The 15187-nt window shown below is 52.3% G+C and carries 12 protein-coding genes and 7 tRNA genes; 4 read left to right on the top strand and 15 right to left on the bottom strand.

The features are described 5' to 3' along the window. Window positions 1-98 precede the first annotated feature (98 nt). From CKK19_RS21840 to nagB, 12 genes are all read right to left on the bottom strand, one after another. Window positions 99-173, bottom strand: a tRNA-Gln gene (locus CKK19_RS21840). A gap of 34 nt (window positions 174-207) precedes the next feature. Continuing rightward, window positions 208-282 (bottom strand) — tRNA-Gln (locus tag CKK19_RS21835). 41 nt (window positions 283-323) lie between these two features. Further along, window positions 324-400: transfer RNA gene (locus CKK19_RS21830), tRNA-Met, on the bottom strand. A gap of 17 nt (window positions 401-417) precedes the next feature. Next, a tRNA-Gln gene (locus CKK19_RS21825) sits at window positions 418-492 on the bottom strand. Between the two features lie 32 nt (window positions 493-524). Further along, window positions 525-599: transfer RNA gene (locus CKK19_RS21820), tRNA-Gln, on the bottom strand. 23 nt (window positions 600-622) lie between these two features. Then, a tRNA-Leu gene (locus CKK19_RS21815) sits at window positions 623-707 on the bottom strand. 8 nt (window positions 708-715) lie between these two features. After that, window positions 716-792: transfer RNA gene (locus CKK19_RS21810), tRNA-Met, on the bottom strand. 225 nt (window positions 793-1017) lie between these two features. After that, a complete protein-coding gene (gene asnB, locus CKK19_RS21805; protein ID WP_015571128.1) occupies window positions 1018-2682 on the bottom strand; it encodes an asparagine synthase B in 1665 nt (554 codons plus the stop codon). Window positions 2683-2932: 250 nt separating this feature from the next. After that, a complete protein-coding gene (gene nagD, locus CKK19_RS21800) occupies window positions 2933-3685 on the bottom strand; it encodes a ribonucleotide monophosphatase NagD (protein ID WP_003858667.1) in 753 nt (250 codons plus the stop codon). Between the two features lie 45 nt (window positions 3686-3730). Next, window positions 3731-4951, bottom strand: coding sequence for a DNA-binding transcriptional regulator NagC (nagC, locus tag CKK19_RS21795; protein ID WP_022647442.1), 1221 nt, complete (start codon window positions 4949-4951; stop codon window positions 3731-3733). Window positions 4952-4959: 8 nt separating this feature from the next. Then, the gene (nagA, locus tag CKK19_RS21790; RefSeq protein WP_023299598.1) at window positions 4960-6108 is read right to left on the bottom strand and encodes an N-acetylglucosamine-6-phosphate deacetylase; all 1149 of its coding nucleotides are present in this window, start codon (window positions 6106-6108) and stop codon (window positions 4960-4962) included. A gap of 54 nt (window positions 6109-6162) precedes the next feature. Continuing rightward, a complete protein-coding gene (gene nagB / locus CKK19_RS21785; protein ID WP_003858663.1) occupies window positions 6163-6963 on the bottom strand; it encodes a glucosamine-6-phosphate deaminase in 801 nt (266 codons plus the stop codon). A 325-nt stretch (window positions 6964-7288) separates the two neighbouring features. Between nagB and nagE the strand changes: the two genes are divergently transcribed. The 4 genes from nagE (at window position 7289) to chiQ (ending at window position 13294) form a co-directional block, all read left to right on the top strand. Next, complete coding sequence (gene nagE, locus CKK19_RS21780; RefSeq protein WP_225455224.1) at window positions 7289-9238, top strand: PTS N-acetyl glucosamine transporter subunit IIABC; 1950 nt, start codon at window positions 7289-7291, stop codon at window positions 9236-9238. A gap of 169 nt (window positions 9239-9407) precedes the next feature. Beyond that, window positions 9408-11075 (top strand): glutamine--tRNA ligase, encoded by a 1668-nt coding sequence (gene glnS, locus CKK19_RS21775; protein ID WP_015571127.1) that lies wholly within the window; start codon window positions 9408-9410, stop codon window positions 11073-11075. A gap of 447 nt (window positions 11076-11522) precedes the next feature. Further along, window positions 11523-12920, top strand: coding sequence for a chitoporin ChiP (chiP, locus tag CKK19_RS21765; protein WP_017694280.1), 1398 nt, complete (start codon window positions 11523-11525; stop codon window positions 12918-12920). Window positions 12921-12967: 47 nt separating this feature from the next. Next, entirely contained in the window at window positions 12968-13294 is a 327-nt protein-coding gene (gene chiQ / locus CKK19_RS21760; protein WP_032621829.1) for a ChiQ/YbfN family lipoprotein, read from the top strand. Window positions 13295-13386: 92 nt separating this feature from the next. Here chiQ and fur read toward each other — a convergent pair whose 3' ends face one another. From fur to ybfE, 3 genes are all read right to left on the bottom strand, one after another. After that, complete coding sequence (gene fur / locus CKK19_RS21755; RefSeq protein WP_003858655.1) at window positions 13387-13833, bottom strand: ferric iron uptake transcriptional regulator; 447 nt, start codon at window positions 13831-13833, stop codon at window positions 13387-13389. A gap of 291 nt (window positions 13834-14124) precedes the next feature. Continuing rightward, window positions 14125-14655 (bottom strand): flavodoxin FldA, encoded by a 531-nt coding sequence (gene fldA, locus CKK19_RS21750; RefSeq protein ID WP_003858653.1) that lies wholly within the window; start codon window positions 14653-14655, stop codon window positions 14125-14127. A gap of 155 nt (window positions 14656-14810) precedes the next feature. After that, window positions 14811-15098, bottom strand: a complete 288-nt coding sequence (ybfE, locus tag CKK19_RS21745) for a LexA regulated protein (RefSeq protein ID WP_003858652.1) — start codon at window positions 15096-15098, stop codon at window positions 14811-14813. Between the last annotated feature and the right edge of the window lie 89 nt (window positions 15099-15187).

The raw sequence follows: 15187 nt of genomic DNA, 5'->3' as shown, positions 1-15187 counted from the left end.
TCAGCCCCGTGGGAGAGGGTTAGGGTGAGGGCATCAGGCCGCACTATTCTGAGCAACAAAAACAAAAAAGCCCGCAGAGCGGGCTTGTTTGTTTTAAGTGGCTGGGGTGCAGGGATTCGAACCCCGGAATGCTGGTATCAGAAACCAGAGCCTTACCGCTTGGCGACACCCCAATTGCGTTAAACAAACTGCTTAACGACTTTAAAGTGGCTGGGGTACGAGGATTCGAACCTCGGAATGCCGGAATCAGAATCCGGTGCCTTACCGCTTGGCGATACCCCAACAATGTTCAGTTTACCGAATCGTATTCGATAACATAAATATGGTGGCTACGACGGGATTCGAACCTGTGACCCCATCATTATGAGTGATGTGCTCTAACCAACTGAGCTACGTAGCCAGTACTGCAATCTTCGATGGCTGGGGTACCTGGATTCGAACCAGGGAATGCCGGTATCAAAAACCGGTGCCTTACCGCTTGGCGATACCCCAATACCGCGGAGAACCGCATGATCGAAGAAATATGGCTGGGGTACCTGGATTCGAACCAGGGAATGCCGGTATCAAAAACCGGTGCCTTACCGCTTGGCGATACCCCATCCGTGCAACGCTTACCTGGGAATGGTGCGGGAGGCGAGACTTGAACTCGCACACCTTGCGGCGCCAGAACCTAAATCTGGTGCGTCTACCAATTTCGCCACTCCCGCAAAAAAGATGGTGGCTACGACGGGATTCGAACCTGTGACCCCATCATTATGAGTGATGTGCTCTAACCAACTGAGCTACGTAGCCATCTTTTTTTCGCGTTACCTTATCGGCGTTGCGGGGCGCATTATGCGTATAGACCCTTGCAGCGTCAACACCTTTTTCAATGAAAATAGCCGGAATGTGACTGTTTGGTTAGGTTGCGAACAGCGAGGCCGAATATTCGACAATTATTGGTTATTAATCGATTTTATGCGGGGAAAAGAGAGGAAAAAAAATCAGGCCCCGGAGGGCCTGATGATACTCTGAACATTATTTATAGGCAGACTGGTGAACGCCCACTGCGCGTCCTGACGGATCGTTCATGGCTTTGAAGGATTCATCCCATTCAATGGCTTTAGCAGAAGAGCAGGCGACCGATGGACCACCCGGTACGCACTCGGCTGCACTTGGAACCGGGAACAGCTCCTCAAAGATCTCACGGTACAAATACGCTTCTTTCGAGGCTGGCGTGTTGTACGGGAAGCGGAAGCTCGCAGTTTCCAGTTGTTGATCAGAAACCTGTTTTGCCGCCACCTCTTTCAGAGTGTCGATCCAGCTGTAACCCACGCCATCCGAGAACTGCTCTTTCTGACGCCACGCCACGCTCGCCGGCAGGTAGGATTCAAAACATTCACGCAGGATATGTTTCTCCATTTTGCCGTTGCCGCACATTTTGTCCTGCGGGTTGATGCGCATCGCCACATCGAGGAATTTCTTATCGAGGAACGGCACGCGGGCTTCCACACCCCAGGCGGACATCGCTTTGTTGGCGCGCGCGCAGTCAAACATGTGCAGCGCCTGTAGCTTACGCACCGTTTCTTCATGCAGCTCTTTGGCGTTTGGCGCTTTGTGGAAATAGAGATAACCGCCAAACACTTCGTCAGAACCTTCGCCGGAGAGCACCATCTTGATGCCCATCGCTTTGATCTTCCGCGACATCAAATACATCGGCGTGGAGGCGCGAATGGTGGTCACATCATAGGTTTCAATGTGATAGATCACATCGCGGATCGCATCCAGACCTTCCTGTACGGTGAAGTGAATTTCATGGTGCACCGTGCCGAGATGGTTCGCCACTTCCTGGGCGGCTTTCAGGTCAGGTGCCCCTTCCAGACCCACGGCAAAGGAGTGCAGCTGCGGCCACCAGGCTTCTGAGCGCTCCTGATCTTCCACGCGACGTGCGGCGAATTTCTTGGTGATCGCGGAGATCACGGAGGAGTCCAGACCGCCGGAGAGCAGTACGCCGTAGGGTACGTCTGACATCAGGTGGCTTTTCACTGACTCCTCTAGTGCCTGACGCAGTTCGGCTTTGTCCGTCACGTTGTCTTTCACCGCCTCATAATCAAACCAGTCGCGCTGGTAGTACGGGCGGATCTCGCCGTCTTTACTCCACAGGTAGCTACCTGCCGGGAACTCTTTGATGGTGCGGCACACCGGTACCAGGGCTTTCATCTCTGAGGCAACGTAGAAGTTACCGTGTTCATCGTGTCCCATGTACAGCGGGATAATACCAATATGGTCGCGGCCAATCAGGTAAGCGTCTTTTTCGCTGTCGTACAGCGCGAAGGCGAACATACCTTGCAGGTCGTCGAGGAACTCCGGGCCTTTCTCCTGATACAACGCCAGGATCACTTCGCAGTCTGAGCCTGTCTGAAACGCGTAGCGATCGCCGTACTCAGCGCGCAGCGCCTGATGGTTGTAAATTTCACCGTTAACAGCCAGCGCGTGCGTTTTTTTCTCGTTATACAGCGGCTGTGCGCCAGCGTTGACATCAACAATGGAAAGACGTTCGTGAGCCAGAATCGCTTTATCGCTGGCGTAAACGCCTGACCAGTCCGGACCGCGATGGCGCATCAGGCGGGACAATTCGAGTGCTTTTTTACGCAGTTCGCCCGCGTCAGTTTTAATATCCAGTACGCCAAAAATAGAACACATAACCTTCTCCGTTAACCCTGTTGCGTTGTGATGTTGCTTGCTTATGAAAATGCCGCAAAAAGGGGAGGGGGCGCAAGCGTTTTACCGATGAAAACGTAAAAAGTGCAATGGCAATTGCCGAATCTTAAAAAAAGAGTATGCATTAAGCCATTCTATTGATGATTTCTCAATGGAGAGCTGATTTCGTTAGATGAAGTGATATTTTCAGGCAGCAGAAATGAAAAACCACGCCCTGGGGCGTGGTTCTGAATCAAATAACGTCGATTTCGTCGACAGAGGGGTAAATCCAGCTTGGCCGGAACGGCATCGTATCAATGTCATCAAGCTGTGAAACGCCAGAAAGCACCAGGATGGTTTCAAGCCCGGCCTGGAAGCCGGCCAAAATATCGGTGCGCAGGTTGTCGCCAACAATGACGGTTTCTTCTGAGTGTGCCTGCATCGTATTCAGTGCAGCGCGGATGATCCACGGGCTCGGTTTGCCGACAACAAACGGCTTACGGCCTGAGATTTTTTCGATACCGGCGCACAGCGCACCGCAGGCGGGATAAAAACCACGACCATGCGTATCCGGGTTAGTGGCGATAAAACGTGCACCATTGGCGACAAAGTAGGCTGCTTTATGCATCATCTCCCAGTTAAAGGAGCGCGTTTCGCCCACGATGACAAAGTCCGGATTCACGTCGGTGATGGTGAAGCCCGCTTTATACAGCTCGTGGATCAGCGCGCCTTCGCCAACCACGTAGGCTTTTTTGCCTTCCTGACGCTTCAGGAAATCCGCGGTCGCCATCGCAGAGGTATAAAACACGCTGTCCGGGACGTTGACACCCGCGGTAGCAAAGCGATTTGCCAGATCCTGACCAGTCTGTGAAGGGTAGTTCGTGAGAAGAACCAGTGGCATTCCTTTGTCGATGATGCGGTGAAGAAACTCCGCAGCACCTGGCACGGCAACGTTGTCGTGCATCAGCACGCCGTCGATATCACAAATTACATTCTTAATGGTCATGGACAATCCGACATCAAAAAAAGAAGGCGTTACTATAAGGTCCGATCAGGATTCCAGCAAATGTTGCAGCAGGATCCCGTTGAGCATGGCACGTTTTACCAGGGCGAATGCGCCAATTGCCGAGCGGTGATCGAGCGTAGATCGCACCACCGGCAAATTCTGGCGAAATGCCTTCAGCGCCTGGGTATTGATGCAGCCTTCAATGGCAGGCAGTAATACTTTTTCGGCTTCAACGATCTCGCCGGCGATCACCACTTTTTGCGGATTAAACAGGTTGATGGCAATGGCGATGGTCTTACCCAGGTGGCGTCCTACCTGTTCGATCACTTCGCAGGCCAGCGCATCGCCTTTGTTTGCCGCTTTGCAGATGGCACCGATCTTACAGTCGCCCAGCGTGACGCGGCTCTGATAACCCTGCTCCAGCAGGTGGCGGACGCGATGTTCAATGGCGGCATTGGCGGCAACGGTTTCAAGACAGCCAAAGTTACCGCAGTGGCAGCGCTCGCCAAGCGGTTCCACCTGGATATGACCGATCTCGCCTACGTTACCGTTACGACCAATAAAAATGCGGCCATTCGAGATGATACCCGCACCTGTACCACGGTGAACGCGCACCAAAATAGAGTCTTCGCAGTCCTGGCTCGCACCAAAGTAGTGCTCCGCCAGCGCCAGCGAGCGGATATCGTGACCAACAAAGCAGGTCAGCTTGAAGCGCTTTTCCAGCGCCTCAACCAGCCCCCAGTTCTCTACTTTAATATGCGGCATGTAGCGAATAACACCGCTTTCCGGGTCAACCAGACCGGGTAAAATCACCGAGATGGCGATGAGTTCACGGATCTTGCGCTGACAGCTTTCGATAAACTGCGCGATGGTATTCAGTAACGCGTGTTCGAGCGTCTCCTGCGTGCGCTCAGGAAGGGGGTAGTGCTCTTCGGCAATGGCCTTGCTGCTCAGATCGTAGAGCGTAAGCGTGGTGTCATGACGGCCTAAGCGAACGCCAATGGCCTGAAAATTGCGGGTTTCAGTGACGATGGAAATCGCGCGGCGGCCGCCGGTGGAGGCCTGCTGATCCACTTCTTTGATCAGGCCGCGCTCAATAAGCTGACGTGTAATTTTTGTCACGCTGGCGGGAGCAAGCTGGCTTTGTTCGGCTATCTGAATGCGTGAGATTGGCCCGTGCTGGTCAATCAGGCGATAAACTGCCGCGCTGTTAAGTTGTTTAACGAGATCGACATTACCGATTTGAGCTTGTCCGCCTGGTGTCATACTTTTACTTACTCAGTGACGACCTCGTTACCATTAACGATGGTCTTAATAATTTTATAATCGTGTGTGAACGCCGTCAGGTTTGCAACCATACCTGGCGCAATACCGCCGAGCTGTTTATCGACGCCAATAGCGCGCGCCGGATAAAGCGTAGCCATGCGCAGCACTTCCTCAAGCGCAATGCCGCAATGTTCAACGAGGTTACGTACCCCTTCGATCATCGTCAGAGAAGAACCGCTCAGCGTGCCGTTCTCATCCACACACAGTCCATTCCGGTAGTATATTGTTTTACCAGCAAAAATGAACTGGTCAATATTCGCTCCTGCCGGAGCGGTAGCATCCGTGACCAGGCAGAGCTTGTCGCCTTTAAGGCGCTTGGCGTTGCGGATGTTGGTGTAATCGACATGCAAGCCGTCGGCGATAATGCCGCAGTAGACGTCTGGTTCATCCAGAATTGCGCCAACCAGTCCCGGTTCGCGACCGGTAATATACGGCATCGCGTTATAAAGGTGTGTGGCAAATGTAATGCCTGCGCGGAAACCGGCCTTCGCCTCTTTCAGCGTCGCGTTCGAATGGCCCGCAGATACCACAATCCCGGCGGCGGCCAGTTTGCTGATAACGTCCGTGCCGGTCATTTCCGGTGCCAGCGTCACTTTGGTGATCACATCGGCATTGGCGCACATGTAATCCACCAGTTCGGCATCCGGTTTGCGCACGTAGTTTGGGTTATGGGTGCCTTTCTTGACCATATTCAGCCATGGTCCTTCCAGGTGCAGACCCAGCGCCTGATTCGGATGTTTTGCCAGGTATTCGCGCATGACGCGGATACCCTGTTTCATCAGGTCATCGCTGCTGGTAATCAGCGTTGGCAGATAGCTGGTGCAGCCCGATTTCTCGTTGGCGTTTTGCATGATTTCCAGCGTTTCAACCGTTACCGCCTCTGCGGTATCGTTAAACTGGACACCGCCGCAGCCGTTAAGCTGTACGTCGATGAAACCGGGGGAGATTACTGCTCCATTGAGGGAACGTTGTTCGATCTCCGGCGGCAGTTCCGCCAGCGGGCAAACACGTTCAATCAGGCCATTGGCGATTACAATCGCATGGTCATCCAGAATTTCATGGCCGGTATAAATCCGACCGTGGGTTAAAGCGTACATATCGACCCCCGGTTAAAAAAGCGACCGCCCCTGATAAAAGAGGCGGTTATTCAATTACAGACCTTTAATGTTCTCAGCTTCCAGCTCGTTGAAGTATTTCAGCGTTTTCACTTTCAGCTCCATGGTGGACGGTTCGTCACACACGACAACCGCTTTTGGATGCAACTGTAAGCAGCTGATCGTCCACATATGGTTCACGTTGCCTTCAACGGCAGCCTGAAGCGCCTGCGCTTTCACTGCGCCCAGCACCAGAATCATCACTTCTTCGGCATCCAGCAGCGTACCCACACCCACGGTCAGCGCGTATTTAGGCACCTGATTGACGTCGCCGTCAAAGAAGCGGGAGTTAGCCACACGCGTGTCATGGGTCAACGTTTTAATACGGGTACGGGAAGCCAGTGAAGATGCCGGTTCGTTGAACGCGATATGACCATCGTTGCCTACGCCGCCCATAAACAGGTGGATTTTACCGTAAGAACGGATTTTTTCTTCATACTGACGGCATTCTGCGTCAATATCAGGCGCGTTTCCATTCAGCAGGTTAATGTTTTCAGCCGGAATATCAACGTGATCGAAGAAATTACGGTGCATAAAGCTGTGGTAACTTTCCGGATGTTCCTTTGGCAGGCCGACATATTCGTCCATGTTGAAGGTCACAACATGTTTAAAGCTAACCTGGCCCGCTTTGTGCATTTCAACCAAAGCCTTATACGCGGTCAGGGGAGTACCACCGGTTGGAAGACCGAGTACGAAAGGACGATCGGCTGTTGGTTTGAACGCGTTGATGCGGTTAACGATATGACGAGCAGCCCATTTTCCGACTTGTTCAGCTGTTGCCAGGGGAATCAGTCTCATTATTCACCTCTAAAGTTTAAGTAAAAGTGGGCGGATGATTAGTGCAACCTGAACTAAGCGTAACCTGGAACCTTTCAGGCCGGATCAATCCGTCTTGATTTTTTGAATGATAAAATAAGTTTTCGTGGTTAGCCAGTGAAAGGGAGGGTTTAATACGATATTTGGTGACAATAATCACAAAAAATAGGTGTTTAATTTGCGATACGAATTAATTTTTCACACACTCACACTGCCAGTGAATCATCAACAGTATCTATCGTTCGTGACACAATAAAAACATAGTTTATGCGCGAGTCTTAACAAAGGGTCTCGTAGGGGGAATAGGATGAATATTTTAGGTTTTTTCCAGCGCCTCGGTAGGGCTTTGCAGCTCCCTATCGCCGTGCTACCGGTTGCAGCGTTGCTGCTGCGATTCGGGCAACCCGATCTTCTTAATGTGCCGTTTATTGCCCAGGCAGGCGGCGCCATTTTTGACAACCTTGCGCTGATTTTCGCCATCGGCGTGGCGTCAAGCTGGTCAAAAGACAGCGCCGGTGCTGCGGCACTGGCAGGGGCGGTAGGTTACTTCATCCTCACGAAAGCGATGGTAACCATCAACCCGGAAATCAACATGGGTGTACTGGCGGGTATCATTACCGGTCTGGTCGGTGGCGCCGTGTACAACCGCTGGGCGGGTATCAAACTGCCTGACTTCCTGAGCTTCTTTGGCGGTAAACGTTTTGTGCCGATTGCGACGGGCTTTTTCTGTCTGATCCTCGCCGCCATCTTTGGCTACGTTTGGCCACCGGTTCAGCATGCTATCCATGCGGGTGGCGAGTGGATCGTATCTGCGGGCGCAATGGGCGCGGGCATCTTCGGTTTCATTAACCGTCTGCTGATCCCAACCGGTCTGCATCAGGTACTGAACACCATCGCCTGGTTCCAGATTGGTGAGTTCACCAACGCGGCTGGCGCGGTATTCCACGGTGATATCAACCGCTTCTACGCAGGTGACGGCACCGCGGGCATGTTCATGTCCGGCTTCTTCCCAATCATGATGTTTGGTCTGCCTGGCGCCGCGCTGGCAATGTACCTGGCTGCGCCGAAAGCGCGTCGCCCAATGGTTGGCGGGATGCTGCTGTCCGTTGCGATCACCGCCTTCCTGACCGGCGTGACCGAGCCACTGGAATTCCTGTTCATGTTCCTGGCTCCGCTGCTGTATCTGATGCACGCGATCCTGACCGGTATCAGCCTGTTCGTTGCCACCCTTCTGGGTATCCATGCAGGCTTCTCCTTCTCCGCAGGCGCTATCGACTATGTGTTGATGTACAACCTGCCGGCGGCAAGCAGCAACGTCTGGATGCTGGTGGTGATGGGCCTGATCTTCTTCGTTATCTACTTCGTTCTGTTCAGCGCGGTTATTCGTATGTTTAACCTGAAGACGCCGGGCCGCGAAGATACGAAAGATGATGTTGTGAACAGTGAAGCCAACAGCAATACCGAAGAGGGTTTAACCCAGCTGGCAACCAGCTATATTGCCGCTGTGGGTGGCACCGACAACCTGAAAGCGATCGATGCCTGTATTACCCGTCTGCGTCTGACCGTGGGCGACTCCGCGCGCGTGAGCGATGCAATGTGCAAACGCCTTGGTGCGTCTGGTGTGGTGAAGCTGAACAAACAAACCATCCAGGTTATCGTGGGTGCGAAAGCCGAATCTATCGGCGATGAAATGAAAAAAGTGGTTGCCCGTGGGCCGGTTGCTGCCGCCTCAACGGATAACGCGCCAGTGGCTGACGCGCCGGTTGCAAAACAGCAGGCTGTGCCAAATGCGGTGACCATCGCTGCGCTGGTTTCTCCGGTGACAGGTGACGTTGTTGCGCTTGAGCAGGTGCCTGACGAAGCGTTCGCCAGCAAAGCGGTCGGTGATGGCGTGGCGGTGAAACCAACGGACAAAACCGTGGTCTCTCCGGCAGCCGGTACTATCGTGAAAATCTTCAACACCAACCACGCGTTCTGCCTGGAAACGGAAAAAGGCGCGGAGATCGTTGTCCATATGGGTATCGATACCGTTGCGCTGAACGGTCAGGGCTTTACTCGCCTGGTGGAAGAGGGCGCTGAAGTGGCGGCAGGCCAGCCGATTCTGGAAATGGATCTGGAGTTCCTGAACGCCAACGCGCGCTCCATGATAAGCCCGGTAGTGTGCAGCAACATCGACGACTTCAGCGGTCTGGTGATCCAGGCGCAGGGGCAGGTAGTTGCAGGCCAAACGCCACTGTATGAGATTAAAGGCAAGTAATCGCTCCTGAGTAGAGTTATGCCTTTAGCGGCGGGGGATATCCTCCGCCGCTTTTTTTTGCAGCAATTGCCCCCATTATTTTCTTCCGGGACGTTTTAAGGGTTGTCACTACGTCCGGCTTATAAGATCATATGCCGTTATACGTTGTTTACGCTTTGAGGAATCCACGATGAGTGAGGCAGAAGCCCGCCCGAGTAACTTTATTCGTCAGATCATCGATGAAGATCTGGCCAGTGGTAAGCACACCACAGTCCACACGCGTTTCCCGCCGGAGCCAAATGGCTACCTGCACATTGGTCACGCCAAATCGATCTGCCTGAACTTTGGTATTGCGCAAGACTACCAGGGGCAGTGCAACCTGCGTTTCGATGACACCAACCCAGTAAAAGAAGACATCGAATACGTTGAGTCGATTAAAAACGACGTGCAATGGCTGGGCTTCAACTGGTCTGGCGATATCTGCTACTCCTCAGACTATTTCGATCAGCTGTATGCCTATGCGGTTGAACTGATTAACAAGGGTCTGGCATACGTCGACGAGCTCTCTGCTGACGAAATCCGTGAATACCGTGGTACGCTGACTCAGCCTGGTAAGAACAGTCCGTTCCGCGATCGTAGCGTGGAAGAGAACCTGGCGCTGTTTGAAAAAATGCGTGCCGGTGGCTTCGAAGAAGGTAAAGCGTGTCTGCGTGCCAAAATCGATATGGCGTCTCCGTTCATCGTGATGCGCGATCCGGTGCTGTACCGCATTAAGTTCGCAGAACACCACCAGACCGGTAACAAGTGGTGCATCTACCCGATGTACGACTTCACCCACTGTATCAGCGATGCGCTGGAAGGCATTACGCACTCTCTGTGCACGCTGGAATTCCAGGACAACCGTCGTCTGTACGACTGGGTGCTGGATAACATCACCATTCCTGTGCATCCGCGTCAGTACGAGTTCTCTCGTCTGAACCTGGAATACACCGTGATGTCCAAGCGTAAGCTGAATCTGCTGGTCACTGACAAGCACGTTGAAGGCTGGGACGACCCACGTATGCCGACCATTTCTGGCCTGCGTCGTCGTGGCTACACCTCTGCGTCCATTCGTGAGTTCTGCAAACGTATCGGCGTCACCAAGCAGGACAACACCATCGAAATGGCGTCTCTGGAATCCTGCATTCGTGAAGACCTGAACGAAAACGCGCCGCGCGCGATGGCGGTGATCGATCCAGTGAAACTGGTTATCGAAAACTATCCGCAGGGCGGGAGCGAACTGGTCTCTATGCCTAACCATCCGAACAAACCGGAAATGGGCACCCGCGACGTGCCGTTCAGCGGTGAAATCTGGATCGATCGTGCCGACTTCCGCGAAGAAGCGAACAAGCAGTACAAGCGTCTGGTGCTGGGCAAAGAAGTACGTCTGCGTAACGCCTATGTAATCAAAGCCGAGCGCGTAGAGAAAGATGCGGAAGGTAACATCACGACCATCTTCTGTACGTACGACGCAGAGACGCTGAGCAAAGATCCGGCGGATGGCCGTAAAGTGAAAGGTGTAATCCACTGGGTGAGCGCGCAGCATGCGCTGCCGGTTGAGATCCGTCTCTACGACCGTCTGTTCAGCGTGCCTAACCCAGGCGCAGCGGAAGACTTCCTGGCGGTTATTAACCCTGAGTCGCTGATTATCAAGCAGGGGTATGCCGAGCCGTCTCTAAAAGCCGCTGAAGCCGGTAAAGCGTTCCAGTTCGAACGTGAGGGTTATTTCTGCCTGGACAGTCGTTACAGCACGGCAGAAAAACCGGTATTTAACCGTACCGTGGGTCTGCGTGATACCTGGACTAAGATCGGCGAATAATAACGCTGCTCTGGTCAATGAGAAACAAACGCCGCGTAATGCGGCGTTTTTTTATTTAACGATCATGTCGTTAAGCATCGGGATAATCTTTTAAAGCCAACATTCCAGGTCAATGTGGTGCTACTTATTTTATTTAAAAAAAGTTTGTTGTTTTCCAAAAACAGAAACGCTGAAAAATATATTCTCAATCTCAATGTTACTTACTGAAAATTAGCGTATTCCCCCGCCAGTACTCGCTTCACGGTAAATGTTACAAAGCACTACGAAATATGTGCTCTTCGTCATAATCCTGACTTTTGCCTGATTAAAAGCATTGATAATTCGCATCGCGAAAAATAACCTAAAGACGGTAGTTAATTCGAGGGTATTTCTGACTACCCCTGACCATTTGGTCTTTTCTGTTTTTCGCCGTTTAAGGCGTTTTAATTCGTCAAAGAGGAATAATCTATGCGTACGTTCAGTGGCAAACGTAGTGCGCTGGCGCTGGCTATCGCCGGTGTGACAGCAATGTCGGGCCTGGTGGTTGCGCCAGAGGCAAAAGCAGCAGGTTTCATTGAAGATTCCACCCTTACGGGCGGTATTTATTACTGGCAACGTGAGCGTGACCGTAAAGACGTCACTGAAGATAAATACAAAACTAACCTCTCTCACTCGACCTGGAACGCCAACCTGGATTTCCAGTCGGGATATGCCGCCGATATGTTCGGGATCGATATTGCAGCGTTCACCGCAATTGAAATGGCCGAAAATGGCGACAGCGGCCATCCGAACGAAATTGCGTTCTCCTCCAGCAATAAAGCTTACGACGAAGACTGGTCCGGCGATAAAAGCGGAATCAGCCTGTATAAAGCGGCTGCAAAATTCAAATATGGCCCGGTCTGGGCGCGTGGTGGTTATATCCAGCCAACCGGTCAGACGCTGTTAGCGCCGCACTGGAGCTTTATGCCAGGTACCTATCAGGGCGCGGAAGCCGGTGCTAATTTTGACTACGGCGATGCGGGGGCGTTGAGCTTCTCCTATATGTGGACCAACGAGTACAAAGCGCCGTGGCACATTGAGATGGACAAGTTCTATCAAAACGATAAAAAAACCAAAGTTGATTATCTCCACTCGCTGGGGGCGAAGTACGACTTCAAAAACGATCTGGTGCTGGAAGCGGCTTTTGGTCAGGCTGAAGGTTATATTGATCAGTACTTTGCTAAAGCCAGCTACAAATTTGATATCGCAGGTAGCCCGCTGAGCACCAGCTATCAGTTCTACGGTACGCGCGACAAGGTCAGCGATGGCAGCGTAAATGATATTTATGACGGCACCGCGTGGTTACAGGCGCTGACCTTCGGCTACAAGGTGGGTCAGGTTGATTTGCGTCTGGAGGGTACATGGGTCAAGGCAGAAGGGCAGCAGGGCTACTTCCTGCAACGTATGACGCCAACCTACGCCTCTTCCAACGGTCGTCTGGATATCTGGTGGGATAACCGCTCTGACTTCAACGCCGACGGCGAAAAGGCAGTCTTCTTCGGCGCAATGTATGACCTGAAGAACTGGAACCTGCCTGGCTGGGCAGTGGGTGCGTCCTACGCGTACGCCTGGGACGCGAAGCCAGCGGATATGGCTACGCCAGACGCCTACTACGATCCGAACTACCGTCTGAAAGAGTCTTCATACAGTCTGGATGCGATTTACACCCTGCAGGAGGGGCGTGCGAAAGGCACGATGTTCAAACTGCACTTCACCCAGTATGACAACCACTCCGATATCCCGAGCTACGCGGGCGGTTACGGCAACATCTTCCAGGATGAGCGCGACGTGAAATTTATGGTCATTGCGCCATTTACCATCTTCTGATGAATGCTGCGGCGGGCTGTGTCCCGCCGTTATGGAGACTGAACATGATGAAAAAAAGGGTAATCGTTGCGCTGCTGGCATTCGGGCTGGTGGCGTGCGCGCAGGATCAGGCGCCGAAAGAAGACTCCCGTCTGAAAGAGGCGTATAGCGCTTGCATCAATACCGCACAAGGTTCACCTGAGAAGATTGAAGCCTGTCAAAGCGTGCTGAACGTGCTGAAAAAAGACAAAGCCCATGAGCAATTCGCCACGCAGGAAAACGTTCGCGTGATGGATTACCAGGCCTGTATTCAGGCGCGTAAAACCGGTAACGATCAGGAAGTGGCGAAGCGTTGCGATAAGATATGGGACGAGATTCGCAATAACAATAAATAAGTTGCTTTACGCCCGGTGGCGCTGCGCTTACTGGGCTTTTTTCAGGCAAAAAAAAGCCAACCTCACGGCTGGCTCAGAGTATGAACACTGACTTATTTTGCGTCGTGCGCATGTTCATTTTCGCGGCAATCCCCTTCAGCACAGTGACCGTACAGGTACAGGCTGTGGTTGGTCAGGCGGATGCCATGACGGGCGGCGATTTCACGCTGGCGTGATTCAATGGAATCATCGCTAAATTCAATGACCTTGCCACAGTCGAGGCAGATCAGGTGATCGTGGTGGTGCTGCTGAGTCAGCTCGAACACGGATTTACCGCCTTCGAAATTATGACGAGTAACAATGCCCGCGTCATCAAACTGGTTCAGCACACGATAGACGGTTGCCAGCCCAATCTCTTCACCCATATCGATAAGACGCTTATAAAGGTCTTCCGCACTGACATGGTGATTGTCTGGCCCCTGAAGCACTTCAAGGATTTTTAACCGAGGAAGCGTTACTTTCAGGCCAGCTTTCTTTAATGCGGTATTGTTGTCAGTCATGCGGAATCTGTCCTGTTGCTAAACGATTCACTTCAAAAGAAGAAGTGACAGAAAATGCACTTGGGATAATGCGTCTCATTATAGAACTGCCATGGCTAAATGAAAACTGCAAGTCTCAAGCAAAGTATGCTTATAAAAACGTGGTATCACCAACAAACTTGTTCGATGGCACCCACTTTTTACCAGGGGGATATTGTACAGGTCTGGACGAAAAAGTTAAAAGTTTGTAGCAATTAATTTAATCGGTTTTACCTGGACAACGGGCGCAACCGGAGTTGCGCCGCAGGGATATCAGGCGTTAAGGATATCGTCCAGGTTCAGCTCTTCACGAACCTGCTTAACCCATTTTTCTACACGCTCTGCGGTCAGCTCTGGCTGACGGTCTTCATCAATGGCAAGGCCAACGAAGTGATCGTCATCTGCCAGACCTTTGGAAGCTTCGAAGTGGTAACCCGCTGTTGGCCAGTGACCAACGATCGCCGCACCGCGCGGCTCAATGATGTCGCGAATAGTGCCCAGCGCATCACAGAAATACTCAGCGTAGTCTTCCTGATCGCCACAGCCAAACAGGGCAACCAGCTTGCCGTTGAAGTCGACTTCTTCCAGCGTCGGGAAGAAATCGTCCCAGTCACACTGTGCTTCACCGTAGTACCAGGTCGGGATGCCCAGCAGCAGGATGTCATAGCCCTCGAGATCTTCTTTGCTGCTCTTGGCGATGTCATGCACATCAGCAACGTCTTTACCGAGCTGTTTTTGAATGTTTTTTGCGATATTTTCAGTATTGCCGGTATCACTGCCAAAGAAAATGCCGATGATTGCCATGAGTAAAATAACCTCTTGAAACTTAATGGTATGGTGGCGCAAATTGTCCACGGATAAGGGCAATAATAGCAGAACAGGCAACCCTGCGGAAACAGCTATCACGCAGGACTGCACTCTGTGCTACATGAAAAAGGTAATATTGGGGATTTTCTGACTCACGCCTTGCCGCGTAACGTCTCAAGCTGGGCGATCAGCATCTCTTCGATCAGTTCGCTGCGGCTGATGTTGCGCGCGTCAGCTAACTCGTTAAGCGCATCGACGGCATCGGCATTCAGCTTGAGTTCGACACGCTTAAGCCCACGATTTTTATCGCGTTTAAGCTGGTTGCGTTTATTGATACGCAGCTGTTCATCGCGCGAAAGCGGATTCGTTTTCGGTCGTCCCGGTCGACGCTCATTCGCGAACAGATCTAGTGTCGTACGGTCCGTTTGTTCTTTGGCCATGATTCTGAGACTTCGGGGGAAACACGCCGCCCTGCTAATGCCCGGGCGATAAGCGCGCCATCATACATCACCCAAATCCACACGCCAAC

This window comes from Enterobacter sp. CCUG 70166, from assembly GCF_020224095.1.
Taxonomy (GTDB): Bacteria; Pseudomonadota; Gammaproteobacteria; order Enterobacterales; family Enterobacteriaceae; genus Enterobacter; species Enterobacter intestinihominis.
Note: the sequence above shows the minus strand (reverse complement) of the source record. Positions and strands in the feature narration are given on the sequence as shown.

What these genes read in the sequence shown, in the direction of transcription:
- asnB (WP_015571128.1), bottom strand. Translation starts at nt 2,682, where the DNA reads ATGTGTTCTATTTTTGGCGTACTGGATATTAAAACTGACGCGGGCGAA.
- nagD (WP_003858667.1), bottom strand. Translation starts at nt 3,685, where the DNA reads ATGACCATTAAGAATGTAATTTGTGATATCGACGGCGTGCTGATGCAC.
- nagC (WP_022647442.1), bottom strand. Translation starts at nt 4,951, where the DNA reads ATGACACCAGGCGGACAAGCTCAAATCGGTAATGTCGATCTCGTTAAA.
- nagA (WP_023299598.1), bottom strand. Translation starts at nt 6,108, where the DNA reads ATGTACGCTTTAACCCACGGTCGGATTTATACCGGCCATGAAATTCTG.
- nagB (WP_003858663.1), bottom strand. Translation starts at nt 6,963, where the DNA reads ATGAGACTGATTCCCCTGGCAACAGCTGAACAAGTCGGAAAATGGGCT.
- nagE (WP_225455224.1), top strand. Translation starts at nt 7,289, where the DNA reads ATGAATATTTTAGGTTTTTTCCAGCGCCTCGGTAGGGCTTTGCAGCTC.
- glnS (WP_015571127.1), top strand. Translation starts at nt 9,408, where the DNA reads ATGAGTGAGGCAGAAGCCCGCCCGAGTAACTTTATTCGTCAGATCATC.
- chiP (WP_017694280.1), top strand. Translation starts at nt 11,523, where the DNA reads ATGCGTACGTTCAGTGGCAAACGTAGTGCGCTGGCGCTGGCTATCGCC.
- chiQ (WP_032621829.1), top strand. Translation starts at nt 12,968, where the DNA reads ATGAAAAAAAGGGTAATCGTTGCGCTGCTGGCATTCGGGCTGGTGGCG.
- fur (WP_003858655.1), bottom strand. Translation starts at nt 13,833, where the DNA reads ATGACTGACAACAATACCGCATTAAAGAAAGCTGGCCTGAAAGTAACG.
- fldA (WP_003858653.1), bottom strand. Translation starts at nt 14,655, where the DNA reads ATGGCAATCATCGGCATTTTCTTTGGCAGTGATACCGGCAATACTGAA.
- ybfE (WP_003858652.1), bottom strand. Translation starts at nt 15,098, where the DNA reads ATGGCCAAAGAACAAACGGACCGTACGACACTAGATCTGTTCGCGAAT.